This is a genomic window from Kitasatospora phosalacinea (assembly GCF_030268885.1).
GTDB lineage: Bacteria > Actinomycetota > Actinomycetes > Streptomycetales > Streptomycetaceae > Kitasatospora > Kitasatospora phosalacinea_C.
This window is the reverse complement of the sequence record NZ_BSSA01000024.1, coordinates 61,324-75,773: the sequence shown is the minus strand read 5'-3', so window position 1 is coordinate 75,773 and position 14,450 is coordinate 61,324. Positions and strand designations below refer to the sequence as shown.

Below are 14,450 nucleotides of genomic sequence, written 5' to 3'. Positions count from 1 at the left end.
CGCGCCACCCCCCGGAACGCCGCTCCCGGACGGCCGCCTGACGTACCGTCGGAAGTGGAGTCCGAGCCGGTCGGGGGCCGTTCCGGTGCGAAGCCGGGGTGGCGCATACCTACCTGACACCCCGACGGCACTGGCACACCACGTAGCGCACCCTGGCGAACCCTGGCGAATGGTCGCCTGGCATGTGACAGAGCCACTAGGGTCGGTGACCAGCCGAGGATCCTGGGGGCTTCAGTTGAGCAAGGGGCCGAACACCAGACTGGCCGACCACTTCGCCCTGACCGGATGGTCCAAGGGCGAGCTGGCCCGGCTGGTCAACCGGCGGGGTGCCGCGCTGGGCGAGCAGCAGCTGTCCACCGACACCTCCCGGGTCCGGCGCTGGATCGAGCAGGGAGAGATCCCGCGCGACCCGGTGCCGAGGGTGCTGGCCGCCGTGTTCACGGAGCGGCTCGGCCGTGTCGTCACCACCGAGGACCTAGGTCTCGAACGACACCGGCCCACCAGGTCCGGCAGCAGCGCAGTACCGCCGAAGGAGCCCTGGGCACCGGATCGGACGGCCGCGGTCCTCACCGAGTTCACGGGAATGGACCTCATGCTGAACAGACGCGGACTGGTCGGCGCCTCGGCCGCCCTCGCGGCGGGCGCGGTCATCGCCGACAACCTGCACGACTGGCTGACCGGCGGCGCCGTCGCCGCGGCGGCCGCCCGTCCCGGCCCCCGCCACGTCCCCGCCCGGGGCGGGCCCCGGCCCGTCCTCGACGTCTACGAACCCGGACCGGTCGGCAACGAGGAGGTCGCCGCCCTGGAACGCGCCGTCGAGGTGTTCCGGGCCTGGGACGCCTCGCGCGGCGGCGGGCTCCAGCGCAAGGCCGTGGTCGGCCAGCTCAACGAGGTCGGCGGCCTGCTCACCCACGGCCACCCGCCCGCGCTGGAGCGCAGGCTCTGGACGGTCGCCGCCAACCTCGCGGTGCTGGCCGGCTGGATGTCCCACGACGTCGGCCTCGAACCCACCGCCCAGCGCTACTTCGTGATCGCCGCGCAGGCCGCCCGGGAGGCCGACGACCGCCCCCGGGCCGGGGAGGCGATCTCCCGGGCCGCCCGCCAGATGCTCCACCTCGGCCGGGCCGACGACGCCCTCGAACTCATGCAGCTCGCCAACGCCAGCGCCGGGCCGAAGGAGGGCACCCAGCCGCGCACCCGGGCCATGCTGCACACCGTCGAGGCCTGGGCGCAGGCCGCGCTCGGCCGCTCCGAGGCCACCCGCCGGGTGCTCGGCGAGGCCGAGGAGCTCTTCGTCCAGGACGCCGCCGAACCCGCCCCCAGCTGGATGCAGCTGTTCAACGAGGCCGAGCTGCACGGCATGCAGGCCCTGGTCTACCGCACCCTCGCCGAGCACGACCCCGGCGCCGTCCCGCTCGCCCTCCGGCACGCCCAGACCGCGATCCGGCTGCGCCAGGCCACCGGCCGGGAGCGCTCCGCGCTGCTCGACCGGATCAACCTGGCCTCCATCCACTGGATCTCCGGCGAACCCGACGAGGCCCAGGTGCAGGCCAAGCTGGCCCTCGCCTCGATCAACGACACCTCCTCCAAGCGCACCTGGGACCGGCTGCGCGAGATGTACCGCCTCTCCACCCGCTACCAGGGGCTGCCCGCGGTCGCCGAACTCCGGGAGCAGATCCACGCGGCCCTCCCCGCGCCGCGGGGCCCCCGGACGGTCTGACGGCCCGTCGGCCCGGAGCCCTTTCCCAGCTGCGGGCCGATCCGATTCGTGCTCGAACGCACGTCCCGTTGCGGAAGGGGTCGATCCGGTACGGACGGACCCGGTTTGCCACGGTCACGCCGGGGAAATCCGTTGCCCTGTGTGCAGACCGGCCACCCAGGCGGTAACCTTCGGTGATTCCGGCGCCCGGGCGCCTGAGCTGTGCCAACCGACCCCGGCGACGGAAATCCCGTTGCCACGACGACCGCCGCAACGGATGCTGACCTCATGTTCGAGCCAGTGATAGCGCCCAGCGCCAGCCTCCTCGGCCTCCTGCAGAGAGGCCGCGGAGACGGGCAGCTGCATGCGTTGGCCGCAGACCGCGACGAGGCGATCGCCGCCGTCGAGACCTGCGTCACCAACGACCCCCGCGCCGACTGGCAGGTCGAGAACCGCTCCCTGTACTACGCACGCCTCTACATGGAGCTCGAAGCCCCCCTCACCGGCATCGAGCTCCACCTGCACTCGCCCGAGGACAGCCTCGACACCGACGAGGCCCGCACCGGCCTCGCCCTCGCCGTCCTGGGCCACCTCGCCGGCTACGGCCGCCGCGACGCCCTCGACCTGCTGCGCGCCTACACCACCACCGGAACCAACTGGGCCTGGGCCCTCGACGAGCTCGCCCTGCGCGACACCGACGAGGCCCTGCTCGCCCTCGCCCCCGCCGTCCTCGCCCGCTTCCCGGCCGACCCGGAGGGCGACGCCGAACTGCGCGAAGCCGTCCGCGCCGCGTACGAGCCCCGGGTGTGGCGGCTGTGGGCCGCCCACCACCCGCGGGTCGCCGCCGCCGCCGAGCAGTCGCCGTTCGACCTGTGGCAACGGCAACTGAACCGCCCCGGCGTCACCCCCGGCTGGTCCACCGCCGACGTGCTCGCCTGGGCCGACCAGGGCGACAGCGCCGCACCCGACGCCCTCGCCCGCCGCGCCGCCGCGGCCGCCCGCTGCCTCACCGCCGTCGTCCGCCCCGAGGACGCGCCGCTGCTGCACGACGCCGCCGCGCACGGACCGGCCGGCGCCCGCTGCGCCGCGCTCCGGCACCTCGTCGAGCAGCGCGACCCGGCCGCCGCCGCCCTGATCGAGACCGCCGCCGCGGACCTGGACCACCGGGTGGTCCGGGCCTCGCTGGAGCTGCTCGGCCGGATGCGAGGTCCCGAGGCGCTCGCGCACGCCCGCCGCTGGGCCGACCCGGCGACCGGCGGCGCGGACAGCGCCCTCGCCCAGGCCGCCGTCCGCCTCCTCGCCGACGCGGGCGAAGCCTGCGACGCCCCGCTGGTCGTCGCCGGACTGCACCAGTGGATCTCGCTGAACGGCGTCACCGGCGCCGCCCTCGGCAGCCTGGTCGACGGCGTCGGCCGACTGCACGCCACCGCCGCCGTCCCCGCCCTGCGGCACGTCTACGGCGAAGCCGCCTCCTCCGAGCTGCGCGGCCGCGCCGCCCAGGCGCTCGCCGTCACCGACCCCAACTTCGGGGCCGGACCGGCCGTCGAGTGCCTCTGGGACTGCGAGGAGTCCACCCGCGAGCTCGCCGCCACCCACGTCACCACCGGTGACGTCCGCGTCCTCGAACGCCTGCGCCGGCTCGCCGCCGACCCGGCCGAGGAGGCCGAGGTGCACGCCGCCGTCCGCGGCCGCCTGACGGCCCGCGACCGGTAAGCTGTTCGGCCATGCAGCGATCACGAGCGCTCCGCCGGTCCGTCGTACCCGCCGCCCTCGCGCTGGGCCTGGTGCTCGGCGCGGCCGGGGCCGCGGCGGCGCACGTCGAGGTCGACTCCTCGACCGCACAGGCCCTCGCGGTCGACGCCCAGGTGGCCTTCTCCGCCGAGGGCGAGTCCTCCACGGCGGGCATCGCCGACGTCAAGGTCGTGCTGCCCGGCGGGCTCGCCCCCGCCGACGTCACCCTGGTCAAGGCCCCCGACGGCTGGGCCCTGACGCCCACCGCCGACGGCTACGCGGTGGCCGGACCGTCCCTTGCGCCCGGCGCGGCCGCCGAGTGGACGGTCAAGGTCCGGCAGCTGCCCGACACCGACTCGCTGGTCTTCAAGACCCTGGTCGACTACTCCGACGGCCACACCGACCGCTGGATCGAGCTCCCGCAGAACGGCAGCAAGCCGGAGCACCCCGCCCCGACGCTCGCCCTGCGCCCGGCCGCCCCCGGGGCGACCCCGCTCGCGGGGGTCGGTGCGAGCGCCCCGGCGTCCGCCGCGGCCTCGGCCTCGGCCTCGGCCTCGGCCTCAGCACCGGCTTCGGCTTCGGCGAGCGCGCCGTCCAGCCCGTCCGCCGCGCCCTCCGTGGCGGCCGCGGCCCCGGAGGACGGCGCGGACGGCACCAGCACCACCGCGGTCGTGCTCGGCAGCATCGCGGGCGTCGCCGTCCTCGGCGCGCTGGTCGTCCTGGTGCTGCGCCGCCGGAAGTCCCCCTCCGCCTGACCCGTCGGCCCGGTCACCCGGCCGTGCTCAGGCCGGGGCCGGGGCGGCGTGCGGCAGGCGGCGGACGGCGGGGGAGAGCAGCGGGAGCAGGACGAGGGCGGCCTGGGCCGTCGCGGCGGCGGTGGCCACGGCCGGGGCGCCGAAACGGCCGGTGAGCGGTCCGCAGGCGAGCTGGCCGAGCGGGATCGCCAGGTAGGAGAGGACGTCGGCGTTGGCCGACACCCGGGAGAGGACCTCGTTCGGCAGGTGCTCCTGGAGCGAGGTGTCCCAGGCGGTGGCGGACAGCGCCAGGCCCAGGCCGGAGGCGAACGCCGCGGCCAGCAGCCAGGGGACGGGGCCGTGCCGGCCGAGGGCGAGCAGGGGCAGCGGGAGCAGCAGCCCGGCGAGCTGGCCGGTGGCGAGCAGGCGGCGCGGGGCCAGCCGGTAGGCGGCGGTGCCCGCCAGCAGCAGCCCGGCGCCGCGGGCGGCGAGCAGGACGCCCCACCGGGCGGGCCCGGCCAGCTGCGGGCCGAGGACCTGCCAGGGCCCGACCAGCAGCAGGTTGGTGACGCAGCAGGACCAGGTGGTCCACCAGAGCCAGCGGGTGCGGCGCAGGACCGTCCAGCCCGCGCGCAGCTCCCGGCGCAGCCCGGCCGGTCGGGGGCGGGCGGCCCCGACCGGGAGCCGGGCCAGGAGGTACGCGGCGGGCAGGTAGCTCGCCGCGTCGAGGGCGACCGCCCAGCCGGGCCCGGCCCCGGCGACCAGCAGTCCGGCCAGCGGCGGACCGAGCAGTTTCCCGGCGTTGTCGGCGAGGCCCAGCAGGGCGTTGGCGGGCCGGAGCTGCCCGGGCGGGACGAGTTCGGGCAGCACGCCGCGCAGCGCGGGCGAGGTGAAGGCGGTCAGCGCGCCGTTGCAGAACTCCAGGGCGGCGAACGGCCCGAGCGCGTAGTGGCCGGTGAGCAGCAGGGCGGCGGCCGCGCCCTGGCTGAGGCCCGCGCCGAGGTGGGTGGTGACCAGGACGGTGCGCCGCGGGAACCGGTCGGCGACCGCGCCGCCGAGCAGCAGCAGGCCCAGCAGCGGCACCGTCCGGACGGCCAGCACGGCGCCCAGGTCGGCGGCCCGTCCGGCGGCGGCGTCGAGGACGGCGAAGGCCAGGGCCACCGGGGCCGTCGCGCTGCCCAGCAGGGAGACCGTCCGGCCCAGCAGGAAGCGGCGGAAACCGGGGTGGTGAAGGAGTGGTGGAAGCACCCGCAGAGTGTGGGAGGCCGCGGGCCGCTGCCTCTATCGTTTCGGGATCCGCCGAAAGGCCATCGAGGGGGGAGGGCGGTGCCGTGGTCGTGCTGCGGCTGGACTCGCTCGCGCTGTCGCGGTCCCGGTTCGCGCTGTCGCCGTTCGCGGAGACGCTGGCGGCGGTCGTCCAACTGGCCCGTCCGCACACCGAGCCGTGGGCCGCGGCCTGGCGGGAGCGGCACCGTCCGGCGTTCCTGGCCCGGCTGGCGGGGGACGGGTACGCGCGGGCGCTGGTGGAGCTGATCGCGGCGACCAAGTACCTGCCGGACCACCTGACGCTGCCGCCGGGCGGCGGCATGGAGACCACGCTGGAGTCCGAACTCGCCGAGGTGGCGCGGGTGCCGGACGAGGTGGCGGAGGCGGGACTGCGCACCTCGCAGGCGCACGCCTGGGCGGGCCAGCGACTGGACGGGCTCACCGGCCGCGGCCACGGCGCCCGCGCCGCCGCGCTGTTCCGCGAGGTCTGGGACGCGCACCTGGCCGCGGACTGGCCCGCCCGGCGGGCCGCCCTGCAGCGCGACGTCACCCACCGGGCCGGGCTGCTGGCCGCGCACGGCTGGCCGCGGGCCCTGCACCTGATGAACCGGACCAGCGCCTGGGTCGGCGCGGACGCGATCCGGTTCAGCGACCGCCCCGGGCCGGACCGGCTGGTCGGGCCGGACGGGATGCTGTTCGTCCCGGTCACGGCGCAGCGCAGCTCCTGGCTGTGCGAGGCGCCGGGCCGCCCGTACGCGATGGTGTACCCGGCCCGCGGGACGGGGGAGGACGGCGGCGGCGACCGGCCGGGGGACGGGCGGGCGCTGGCCCGGCTGCTCGGCGGCGGGCGGGCGCAGATCCTGCGGAACCTGGAGACGCCCGCCACCACCAGCGAACTCGCCCTGCTGCTGGCCCAGTCGGTGGGCACGGTCGGCGGGCACCTGGCGATCCTGCGCGACAGCGGCCTGGTCGACCGGACCAGGGTGGGCCGCCGGGTGCTCTACCACCGCACGGAGCTGGGCGACCGGCTGGTGGCGGGGCCGGGCGCCCGCTGAGGCCGGACGCCTGGTTGAGGCCGGGCGTCCGGTTGAGGTCGGGCGTCCGGGCGACCGGTTCAGGCGACGCAGAACTCGTTGCCCTCGGGGTCGCGCATCACCCACCAGTGGCCGGCCGGGCCCTGGTCCTGCTCCTCGACCCGGGTGGCGCCGAGCTTCTCCAACCGGGCCACCACGGCGTCGAGTTCGCCGTCGGAGTGGACGTCGATGTGCAGCCGGTTCTTGCCCTGCTTGGTCTCGGGGACGTCCTGGAAGAGGATCCGGCGGCCCTTGCCGACGCCGCTCGCCGGGTCGTACGGGTCCTCGGGGTGGCGGACGGCCGCGTAGCCGCGGAACAGCTTGCGGCCCCCGTGTTCGCGGACCGCGGCGGCGGGGAGCCGGCCGGCGGCGAGCAGGTCGTCGATCAGCGCGGTCGGGTCCTCGACCTCGTACTCGAGGGCGGCGGCCCAGAACTCGGCGAGCTCGGCGGAGTCCCGGCTGTCCACGACAATTTTCCAAGTGAGCGTCATGCCAAGGGATTTAATCGCACATCAGATCGAACGGCAACGATCTTCGGCGTCCCGGCGCGTCGCCCCGCGACGGGGTGACGGCGGGAGCGGGAACGGCCACGGGGACGGTCCGGCCGGGGCTCCGGCGGACCGTCCCCGCGGGGCGGTGCGAGGGCGTCAGTGCACGGCGCCCGCGTTCGGGTCGAGGGTGCCCGCGGTGACCAGGGCGATGATGGTGATGCCGAGCAGGATCCGGTAGACCACGAACGGCGTGAAGCTGTTGTGCGAGATGTACTTCAGGAACCAGGCGATCGCCGCGTAGCCGACCGCGAAGGCGATCAGGGTGGCCAGGATCGTCGGACCCCAGGCGGGCGCCGGGCCGTCACCGATCTTGAGCAGCTCCAGGCCGCCGGAGGCCAGCACCGCCGGGATGGCGAGCAGGAAGGAGTAGCGGGCGGCCGCCTCCCGGCTGTAGCCGAGGAACAGGCCCGCGCTGATCGTGCCGCCGGAGCGGGAGACGCCCGGGATCAGCGCCAGTGACTGGGCGCCGCCGTAGATCAGCGCGTGCCGGAAGTTCAGCGCGCCGATCGGACGGGCGTTGCGGACGGCGCGGGAGCGGTCGGCGACCGCCAGGACCACGCCGAAGACGATCAGCGTGGTGCCGATCAGGCGCAGGTCGCGCAGGGTGGTCTCGATGGTGTCCTGGAACAGCTTGCCGAGGATGCCGATCGGCAGCGTGCCGACGATCACGTACCAGCCGAGCTTCGCGTTCTGGTCGCGCCGCCACTCAGCCCGGAACAGCGACAGCGTCCAGGCCCTGACGATCGCGCCGATGTCGCGCCGGAAGTAGATCAGCACCGCGGACTCGGTGCCCAGCTGCGTCACCGCCGTGAACGCCGCGCCCGGGTCGTCCCAGCCGGCCAGGGCGGAGAAGACCCGCAGGTGGGCGCTGGAGGAGACCGGCAGGAACTCGGTCAGCCCCTGCACCAGGCCGAGCACGGCGGCGTGGAACCACTCGGTCACCGGACACCCGCCGTGGATATCTCTCGGAGGCTCAGCATGGCGGTTTCCTGTTCGTTCGTGGGTGGTCCGGCGGCCGGGCGCGGTCCGGTGCGGGCAGATGATAAGGGGTCCGGATGTACTGAAGATCGCAAAGGTGCAGATCCGGACGGACCGGACCATTCGCACCGGCGGCCTCAGCGCGCGGACGCCTCCCGCTCGGCGCGGGTCAGCGCGTAGACCACGTCGCCCTGCTCGCTGCCCGGGAGCGGGTCCGGCCAGTCGAAGTGGAACGTCCGCACGTGGCGCAGCCCGGACCGCTCCAGGACGCGCCGGGAGGCCGTGTTCACCGCCATCGTGGTGGCCGCCACCCGCTCGGCGCCCAGCTCCGCGAACGCGGCGCCGACCAGCGCGGACACCGCCTCGGTGGCGTACCCCCGGCCCCGGGCGGCGGGCAGCAGCCGGTAGCCCAGCTCCAGGCCGTCCGCCTCCGCCAGGCCGACCGAGGCGGGCGGGCGCAGCGCCGCCCACCCCAGGAAGCGCCCGTCCGCCTCCAGCGCCCAGCAGCCCAGCCCGTCCGGCAGTTCGGCGTACTCGCGCAGCAGGCCGGGCAGCAGCTCGTCCGCGACCCGGGCGGGCGGGACGGGGCGGCCGTCGTCGATGTACCGCATCACCTCCGGGTCGCCGCACAGGGCGGTGACGGCGGGCAGGTCGGCGGGGGTGAGGCGGCGCAGGGCGAGCCGCTCGGTGCGCAGGCGGAGGGTGGTCACCGGGCGAGCAGAGCACCGGGGTCGGGGGAGCGGCAAGCGCTTTTCCGGGGGAGGGGGCGGAGTGGGGAATGCGGGCGCCGATCACTCTGTTGGTCTGTTTCGTTCACTCTGTTGTACGGTCGAACCGTTCCGCCTCACCATCGGGGAAGTGTGATGCTCGCTCTGCTGCTCGCTCTCGGCTGCTCCCTCGCCTACGGCTGCGCCGACTTCCTCGGCGGCCTCGGCGCCCGCCGCGCGCACGTGCTGCGCACCGTGCTGGTCGCCGCGCCCGCCAGCCTGGCCGTCGAGCTGCTGCTCTGGCCGCTGCTCGGCGCCCGGTTCGAGGCCGGGGCGGTCGGCTGGGGCGCGGCCTCCGGCGTGGCCTCGGCGGCGGCGTTCGCCCTGCTCTACCGGACGCTGGCGATCGGCCCGATGAACGTGCTCTCGCCGGTGACGGCGCTGGTCTCGGCGATGCTGCCGGTCCTGGTCGGCCTGCTCCAGGGCGAGCGGCTGGGCGCCGCCGGGCTGCTCGGCCTGCCGCTGGCGCTGTTCGCGGTGGTGCTGGTCAGCGCCGGCCCGGGCGGCGGCCGGGCCGGGGTGAGCCGCCACGCGCTGCTGCTGGCACTGGGCGCGGGCGGCGCGATCGCCGTCCAGCTGGTCTGCCTGCACCAGGCCCCGTCCGGCAGCGGCGTCGCCCCGCTGATCGTCGGCCGCGCCGTCACCTCCGCGCTCACCCTGGGCGCCGCCGTGCTGTGGCGCCGTCGGCTCGGCCCCGAGCGCCCCGCGTACGCCCTGGCGGCCGCCGCCGGGGTGCTCGACTCGCTGGCCGGGGTGCTGTTCCTGCTCGCCGCCCGCAGCGGCGACCTGGCCGTGGTCGCGGTGATCACCGCGCTCTACCCGGCCGGCACCGTGCTGCTGGCCCGCGCCGTCCTGGCCGAACGCATCCACCGCGGCCAGCTGGCCGGCCTCGGCGCGGCCGCCCTCGCGGTCGGCCTGCTGGCCCTGACCTGACCCCTCCGGAGACCCACCATGACCCTTCCCCGCCTGCACCCCGACGTCGCCGCGGCCTTCCCCGCCGCCCGGATCGCCGTCCTCACCGCCCACGGCGTCCGCGCCGACCGGCCCTGGCCCGCCACCGAGGCCGCGCTCGCCCGGCTGGAAACCCTGGCGTCCCGAGGCGGTTGGCACCCCGCCGACGAGCACGACCCGCGGATCGCCGCCTGGCACACCGCCTACCGCGCCTTCGGCAGCAACCCGCGCCGGGTCCGCCCCAGCGTGGACGCGCTCGGCCGCCGCCTCGCCAAGCAGGGCGCGCTGCCCCGGATCAACCCCGCCGTCGACTCGTACAACGCCGTCTCCGTCCGGCACGCCCACCCGGCCGGGGCGTTCGACCTGGCGGCGGTCGACGGCCCGATCGAGATCCGGTTCGCCGACGGCACCGAGGAGTTCACCCCGCTCGGCGCGCCCGACACCGTCGAGCACCCCAGGCCCGGCGAGGTGGTCTACGCCGACGCGGCGGGCGTCCTCACCCGGCACTGGAACCACCGCGACGCCCACCGCACCCGCGTCACCGAACGGGCGACGGACGTGCTGTTCGTGCTGGAGACCATGGACGGCGCGGAACTCGCCGGGCCCGCCGAGGAGTTGCGCGCCCTGCTGGCACCGCACAGCGAGCAGGTCGCGGTGCGGTACCTCGGCTGAGGTGTCAGTCGCCCGCCAACTCGGCGGCCCGGTGCGGGTGTTCGGCCAGCCAGGCTTCCACCGCGCGCTGCACTGCCTCGGCGGTGCAGGCCCGGGCGGGGGTGTTGCCGAGCGTGCGCAGGGTGGCGCCCTCCAGTTCCAACTCGTCGAGCTTGACCGAGAGGACGGCGGTCAGCCCTTCGATCAGCCCGTCGGGCAGGTCGGCGCGGCCGAGTGCGGCGGCCAACCCCTCGCGGAAGCCCACCAGTTGGGTGCCGCCGTCCAGCGGGCGGCTGTTGGCGTAGCAGTGGACGCCGCCACCGCCCGTCCAGGAGAGGGCGAGGTCGAGGGTGCCGCCCATCCGGTCGTCCTCGGTCTCGACGGTGAGCGTCTCGGCGGGGTCGCCGCCGAGGCGGGTGGTGAAGTCGACCAGGCCGGCCGGGTGGTGGAAGCGCTCGGTGCGCGGCGGGGTGCTGCGCTCGTCGGTCAGGGTGAAGTCCAACTCCCGGTTGAGCAGGGCCAATTCGCGCAGGTGATCGGCCAGCAGGTGGTAGCGGAGGGCGACGGTCTCGAAGATCTCCGGATCGGGGTGGAAGGTGATCACGGTGCCGTCGACCGGGCCGCTGTCGACGGGCGGGGTGATCCGCTCGCCCCGGGCGTAGGCGTGGTGGACGGTCGTGCCGTCGCGCTGCTCCCGCACCTCCAGGCGGGTGGAGAGCGCGTTGGTGACGGCCAGGCAGGTGCCGCCCCAGGCGATCTGCCGGCGATCCAGGCCGCAGCCGTAGCCGGCCGCGATCACGGTCAGCACGCGGGTCAAGTCGAGGGGGTGGGTGCCGTCGTGGCCCACCCGCACCCCGCCGTCGGCCGTCAGCGCGACGTCGACGCGGGTCGCCCGTCCGGACAGCACCTCGTTCGCCGCCGCCTCCACCGTGTCGTGCACGATGGTGTGCAGCCCGCGTTCGCCGATCGAGCCGATGTACATGCCGGGCCGCTTGCGCACCGACTCCGGCCACTCCAGGACCACGATCGCGCTGGCGTCGTACTCGCTCACCGGCCCGCCCCCGCCAACTCGGCGGCGCGCTCGGGGTGTTCGCCGAGCCAGGCTTCCACCGCGTGTCGCACGGCCTCGGCGGTGCAGGCGTGGACGGGGTGGTTGCCGAGCACGTCGCGGATGCAGCCCTGGTAGTCCGGGTCGTCCAGCTTGACCGAGACCACTGCCGTCAGTTCGCCGGACAGGGCGCGCAGGGCGTGCCGGCCCAGGCGGGGGAGCAGGGCGGCCCGCAGGCCGGCCCGGAAACCGGTGAGGTGGGTGCCCTCGCCGGTGCGGCGACTGTTGGCGTAGCAGTGGACGCCGCCGCGGCCTGTCCAGGAGAGGGCGAACTCGAGGGCGCCGCCCATCCGTTCGTCCTCGGTCACGACGGTGAGGGTCTGGGCGGGGTCGCCGCCGAGGCGGGTGGTGAAGTCGACCAGGCCGGCCGGGTGGTGGAAGCGCTCGGTGCGCGGCGGGGTGCTGCGCTCGTCGGTCAGGGTGAAGTCCAACTCCCGGTTGAGCAGGGAAAGTTCGCGCAGGTGGTCGGCCAGGGTGGGGTAGTCGAAGGCGACCGTCTCGAAGATCTCCGGATCCGGGTGGAAGGTGATCGTCGTGCCGGTGCGGTCAGTGGCGCCGGTCTCGGTGGGCGGGGCGAGTAACTCGCCCCGGGCGTAGGCGTGGTGGACGGCCGCGCCGTCGCGGTGCTGCTCGGCGACCAGCCGGGTGGAGAGCGCGTTGACGGTGAAGAGGCCGGTGCCGAAGCGGGTGAGGTAGACCCGGGGGCCGGCCTGGCGCGGGGGCGTCCAGAAGCGGGCCAGCTGCTCCGGCAGGTTCTCGTCGGGGCGGCCGTCGTGGCCGACCCGGGCGCCGCCGTCGACGGTCAGGGTGACCTCGATCCGGCTCGCCCGGCCCCGCAGGGCGGCCTCCGCCGCCGGGTCCAGTGCCTCGTACAGCAGTTGGTGCAGGCCGCTCGCGCCGGTCGAGCCGATGTACATCCCGGGCCGTTTCCGGGCGACGGCCGCCCCCTCCAGTACCTGGATGTGCGCAGCGTTGTATTCGGTCATCACGTGTCCCCTCCGACATGGTCCGCAGTGCCGCCAACCCTAGGGGAAAAACGGGAAAACACCAGGTCAGCGGCTATGTGTCGAAGGGCTGTGCGGCCCGCGGCGAGGGGTTGCGCGGCCGGGTGACCGCCACGCACCGGGAGGTGGGGGCCGGGGGCGCGGCGGTGCGGCGCAGGGCCGGGAAGGGGCCTTTCCGGGCGGGCGGCGGGGCGGGAATTCCAGGAATTTTCCGGGGCGTGACGGGGCGTCGGGAGGATCAGGCGAACGCCTCGACCCGGACGCCCGCAGAGGCCAGCGCGCCCCGTACCCGCCAGGCGAGTTGGGCGGCGCCCGGGGTGTCGCCGTGGACGCAGAGGGAGCGGGCCTGGACGGCGATCGGCTCGCCGCCGACGGCGGTGACGGTGGCGTCCCGGGCGATGCCGACGGCGCGGGCGATCACCGCCTCGGGGTCGTGGACGACGGCCTCCGGGTCGCGGCGCGGGACGAGGGTCCCGGCCCAGGTGTAGGCGCGGTCGGCGAACGCCTCGGTGACCACGGGCAGGCCGACGCCCTCGGCGACCGCCAGCAGCCGGGAGCCGGGCAGGCCGAGCAGCGGCAGCGGGCCGTCGCAGACCGCACCGGCCCGCAGCACGCCCGAGACCACCGCCTCCGCCTGCTCGTTGTCGTGCACCACCCGGTTGTAGAGCGCGCCGTGCGGCTTGACGTAGGAGACCCGGGAGCCCGCCGCGCGGGCGAACACCTGGAGCGCGCCGATCTGGTAGGCGATCTCGTCGGCCAGTTCCTCCGGCGGGACGTCCATGGCGCGGCGGCCGAACCCGGCGAGGTCGCGGTAGGAGACCTGGGCGCCGATCCGCACGCCGCGCTCGGCGGCCAGCGAGCAGACCCGGCGCATCGTGGACGGGTCGCCCGCGTGGAAGCCGCAGGCGACGTTGGCACTGGTGACCACCGAGAGCAGGGCCTCGTCGTCGGTCAGGCTCCAGCGTCCGAAGCCCTCGCCGAGGTCCGCATTGAGATCGATCACCGCGTCGGCCACTTCTCCTCCTCGTCCGCCCTTCCGCACGCGACCCGTTCCGGGCCGGGACCGGGCCCGTTCCGGGGCCGTTCCGGGGCCGGTGTCCGCTTCTGGGGGTGATCGTAGGGCCTGATCGTTTCGGCCGGGGGTGGCGGCCGCGGCCGGGCGACAGGTTTTACCCGTCAGGTCGCGGACGGGCGTCACGAGGGCCACCCGCTCGGCGCAACACCCGCCGGGGGAGCGGTGGGTGGCGGGCGTTGACGGGTGCGCGGCGGCCGGGGACGGGCGTGCGGCGGGTGCTCGGCGGGTGCTCGGCGGTCGGGGCGGGCGGGCCCGGGTCGTGCCGTCAGCCGCGCGGCCAGGGGCGGCCCTGGACCCGTTCGATGTCGCGGTTGAAGCGCTCCAGCACCTCGGCGAAGCCGGCCAGGTCGGCGGCCGTCCAGTCGCCGACCACCTTGGCCAGGCCCTGGATCGACCAGTCGCGGTCCTGGTGCAGGCGGCGCAGGCCCTCCTCGGTGATCCGCAGCTTGCGGGCCACGCCGCCGTCCGGGTCCGGGATGCGGTCGACCAGGCCGGCCCGCAGCATCGCGGCGGTCTGCCGGTTGACGGTGGAGGTGTCGAGCCCGAAGGCTTCGGCGAGCTGGCCGATGGTCAGCGGGCCCTCGGTCTCGATCCGGCTGAGCAGGGTGTACGCGCTGCGCTCCAGGGCGTCGGGGCCGCCGTTGGTGCGGGCGGTGGCCAGTACCTGGTGACGGGCGAGCAGCATCATCTCGCGTTCGATCAGGGCGAGTTCCTCGTGGCGCTGCATGCTCCTCCGTCCTGTCCGTCCTGTCCGTCCTGTCCGTCCGGAGCGGTCCCGCGGGTCACTTTTCGGCAGCATATCCCGCAGGGGTGTCATGTGTATGGTACACATTGTGTGCATCATGCATATGTAGCTAGAGAG

At 75.5% G+C, this 14,450-nt stretch carries 14 protein-coding genes; 6 read left to right on the top strand and 8 right to left on the bottom strand.

Annotated elements, in window-relative coordinates; genetic code table 11:
- The first annotated feature begins 235 nt into the window (after positions 1 to 235).
- From QSK52_RS28160 to QSK52_RS28150, 3 genes are all read left to right on the top strand, one after another.
- Positions 236 to 1,720, top strand: a complete 1,485-nt coding sequence (locus QSK52_RS28160; protein ID WP_285738991.1) for a DNA-binding protein NsdB — start codon at positions 236 to 238, stop codon at positions 1,718 to 1,720.
- A gap of 267 nt (positions 1,721 to 1,987) precedes the next feature.
- The gene (locus QSK52_RS28155) at positions 1,988 to 3,412 is read left to right on the top strand and encodes a HEAT repeat domain-containing protein (RefSeq protein ID WP_285738990.1); all 1,425 of its coding nucleotides are present in this window, start codon (positions 1,988 to 1,990) and stop codon (positions 3,410 to 3,412) included.
- Positions 3,413 to 3,423: 11 nt separating this feature from the next.
- On the top strand, positions 3,424 to 4,185 hold the full coding sequence (locus QSK52_RS28150) for a DUF1775 domain-containing protein (protein ID WP_285738989.1): 762 nt from the start codon (positions 3,424 to 3,426) through the stop codon (positions 4,183 to 4,185).
- Positions 4,186 to 4,212: 27 nt separating this feature from the next.
- On the opposite strand, the gene QSK52_RS28145 is transcribed toward QSK52_RS28150, so the two are convergent.
- On the bottom strand, positions 4,213 to 5,412 hold the full coding sequence (locus QSK52_RS28145) for an MFS transporter (protein WP_285738988.1): 1,200 nt from the start codon (positions 5,410 to 5,412) through the stop codon (positions 4,213 to 4,215).
- 83 nt (positions 5,413 to 5,495) lie between these two features.
- Between QSK52_RS28145 and QSK52_RS28140 the strand changes: the two genes are divergently transcribed.
- Positions 5,496 to 6,485 (top strand): ArsR/SmtB family transcription factor, encoded by a 990-nt coding sequence (locus tag QSK52_RS28140; RefSeq protein WP_285738987.1) that lies wholly within the window; start codon positions 5,496 to 5,498, stop codon positions 6,483 to 6,485.
- 59 nt (positions 6,486 to 6,544) lie between these two features.
- Here QSK52_RS28140 and QSK52_RS28135 read toward each other — a convergent pair whose 3' ends face one another.
- The 3 genes from QSK52_RS28135 to QSK52_RS28125 form a co-directional block, all read right to left on the bottom strand.
- A complete protein-coding gene (locus tag QSK52_RS28135) occupies positions 6,545 to 6,994 on the bottom strand; it encodes a VOC family protein (RefSeq protein ID WP_285738986.1) in 450 nt (149 codons plus the stop codon).
- Positions 6,995 to 7,150: 156 nt separating this feature from the next.
- Complete coding sequence (locus QSK52_RS28130; protein ID WP_285738985.1) at positions 7,151 to 7,996, bottom strand: undecaprenyl-diphosphate phosphatase; 846 nt, start codon at positions 7,994 to 7,996, stop codon at positions 7,151 to 7,153.
- A gap of 173 nt (positions 7,997 to 8,169) precedes the next feature.
- Positions 8,170 to 8,742 carry a GNAT family N-acetyltransferase gene (locus QSK52_RS28125; protein ID WP_285738984.1) on the bottom strand — a complete coding sequence of 191 codons (573 nt, stop codon included), beginning with the start codon at positions 8,740 to 8,742 and terminating at the stop codon, positions 8,170 to 8,172.
- 153 nt (positions 8,743 to 8,895) lie between these two features.
- On the opposite strand from QSK52_RS28125, the gene QSK52_RS28120 reads away from it, so the two are divergent.
- Entirely contained in the window at positions 8,896 to 9,732 is an 837-nt protein-coding gene (locus QSK52_RS28120; RefSeq protein ID WP_285738983.1) for an EamA family transporter, read from the top strand.
- A gap of 18 nt (positions 9,733 to 9,750) precedes the next feature.
- A complete protein-coding gene (locus QSK52_RS28115; RefSeq protein WP_285738982.1) occupies positions 9,751 to 10,422 on the top strand; it encodes a B3/B4 domain-containing protein in 672 nt (223 codons plus the stop codon).
- Between the two features lie 4 nt (positions 10,423 to 10,426).
- Here the strand turns inward: QSK52_RS28115 and QSK52_RS28110 are convergent, their stop codons facing one another.
- The 4 genes from QSK52_RS28110 to QSK52_RS28095 all read right to left on the bottom strand — a co-directional run bounded on the left by QSK52_RS28110 (position 10,427) and on the right by QSK52_RS28095 (position 14,315).
- Positions 10,427 to 11,452, bottom strand: a complete 1,026-nt coding sequence (locus tag QSK52_RS28110) for a DNA gyrase subunit B (protein ID WP_285738981.1) — start codon at positions 11,450 to 11,452, stop codon at positions 10,427 to 10,429.
- Positions 11,449 to 12,495 (bottom strand): DNA gyrase subunit B, encoded by a 1,047-nt coding sequence (locus QSK52_RS28105; RefSeq protein ID WP_285738980.1) that lies wholly within the window; start codon positions 12,493 to 12,495, stop codon positions 11,449 to 11,451. The genes QSK52_RS28110 and QSK52_RS28105 overlap by 4 nt, the downstream gene beginning before the upstream one ends.
- Positions 12,496 to 12,751: 256 nt before the next feature.
- Positions 12,752 to 13,516, bottom strand: a complete 765-nt coding sequence (locus QSK52_RS28100) for a LamB/YcsF family protein (protein ID WP_285738979.1) — start codon at positions 13,514 to 13,516, stop codon at positions 12,752 to 12,754.
- Positions 13,517 to 13,853: 337 nt separating this feature from the next.
- Positions 13,854 to 14,315 carry a MarR family winged helix-turn-helix transcriptional regulator gene (locus tag QSK52_RS28095; protein WP_285738978.1) on the bottom strand — a complete coding sequence of 154 codons (462 nt, stop codon included), beginning with the start codon at positions 14,313 to 14,315 and terminating at the stop codon, positions 13,854 to 13,856.
- Positions 14,316 to 14,450 lie beyond the last annotated feature (135 nt).

What these genes read in the sequence shown, in the direction of transcription:
- QSK52_RS28155 (WP_285738990.1), top strand. Translation starts at nt 1,988, where the DNA reads ATGTTCGAGCCAGTGATAGCGCCCAGCGCCAGCCTCCTCGGCCTCCTG.
- QSK52_RS28150 (WP_285738989.1), top strand. Translation starts at nt 3,424, where the DNA reads ATGCAGCGATCACGAGCGCTCCGCCGGTCCGTCGTACCCGCCGCCCTC.
- QSK52_RS28135 (WP_285738986.1), bottom strand. Translation starts at nt 6,994, where the DNA reads ATGACGCTCACTTGGAAAATTGTCGTGGACAGCCGGGACTCCGCCGAG.
- QSK52_RS28120 (WP_285738983.1), top strand. Translation starts at nt 8,896, where the DNA reads ATGCTCGCTCTGCTGCTCGCTCTCGGCTGCTCCCTCGCCTACGGCTGC.
- QSK52_RS28115 (WP_285738982.1), top strand. Translation starts at nt 9,751, where the DNA reads ATGACCCTTCCCCGCCTGCACCCCGACGTCGCCGCGGCCTTCCCCGCC.
- QSK52_RS28105 (WP_285738980.1), bottom strand. Translation starts at nt 12,495, where the DNA reads ATGACCGAATACAACGCTGCGCACATCCAGGTACTGGAGGGGGCGGCC.
- QSK52_RS28095 (WP_285738978.1), bottom strand. Translation starts at nt 14,315, where the DNA reads ATGCAGCGCCACGAGGAACTCGCCCTGATCGAACGCGAGATGATGCTG.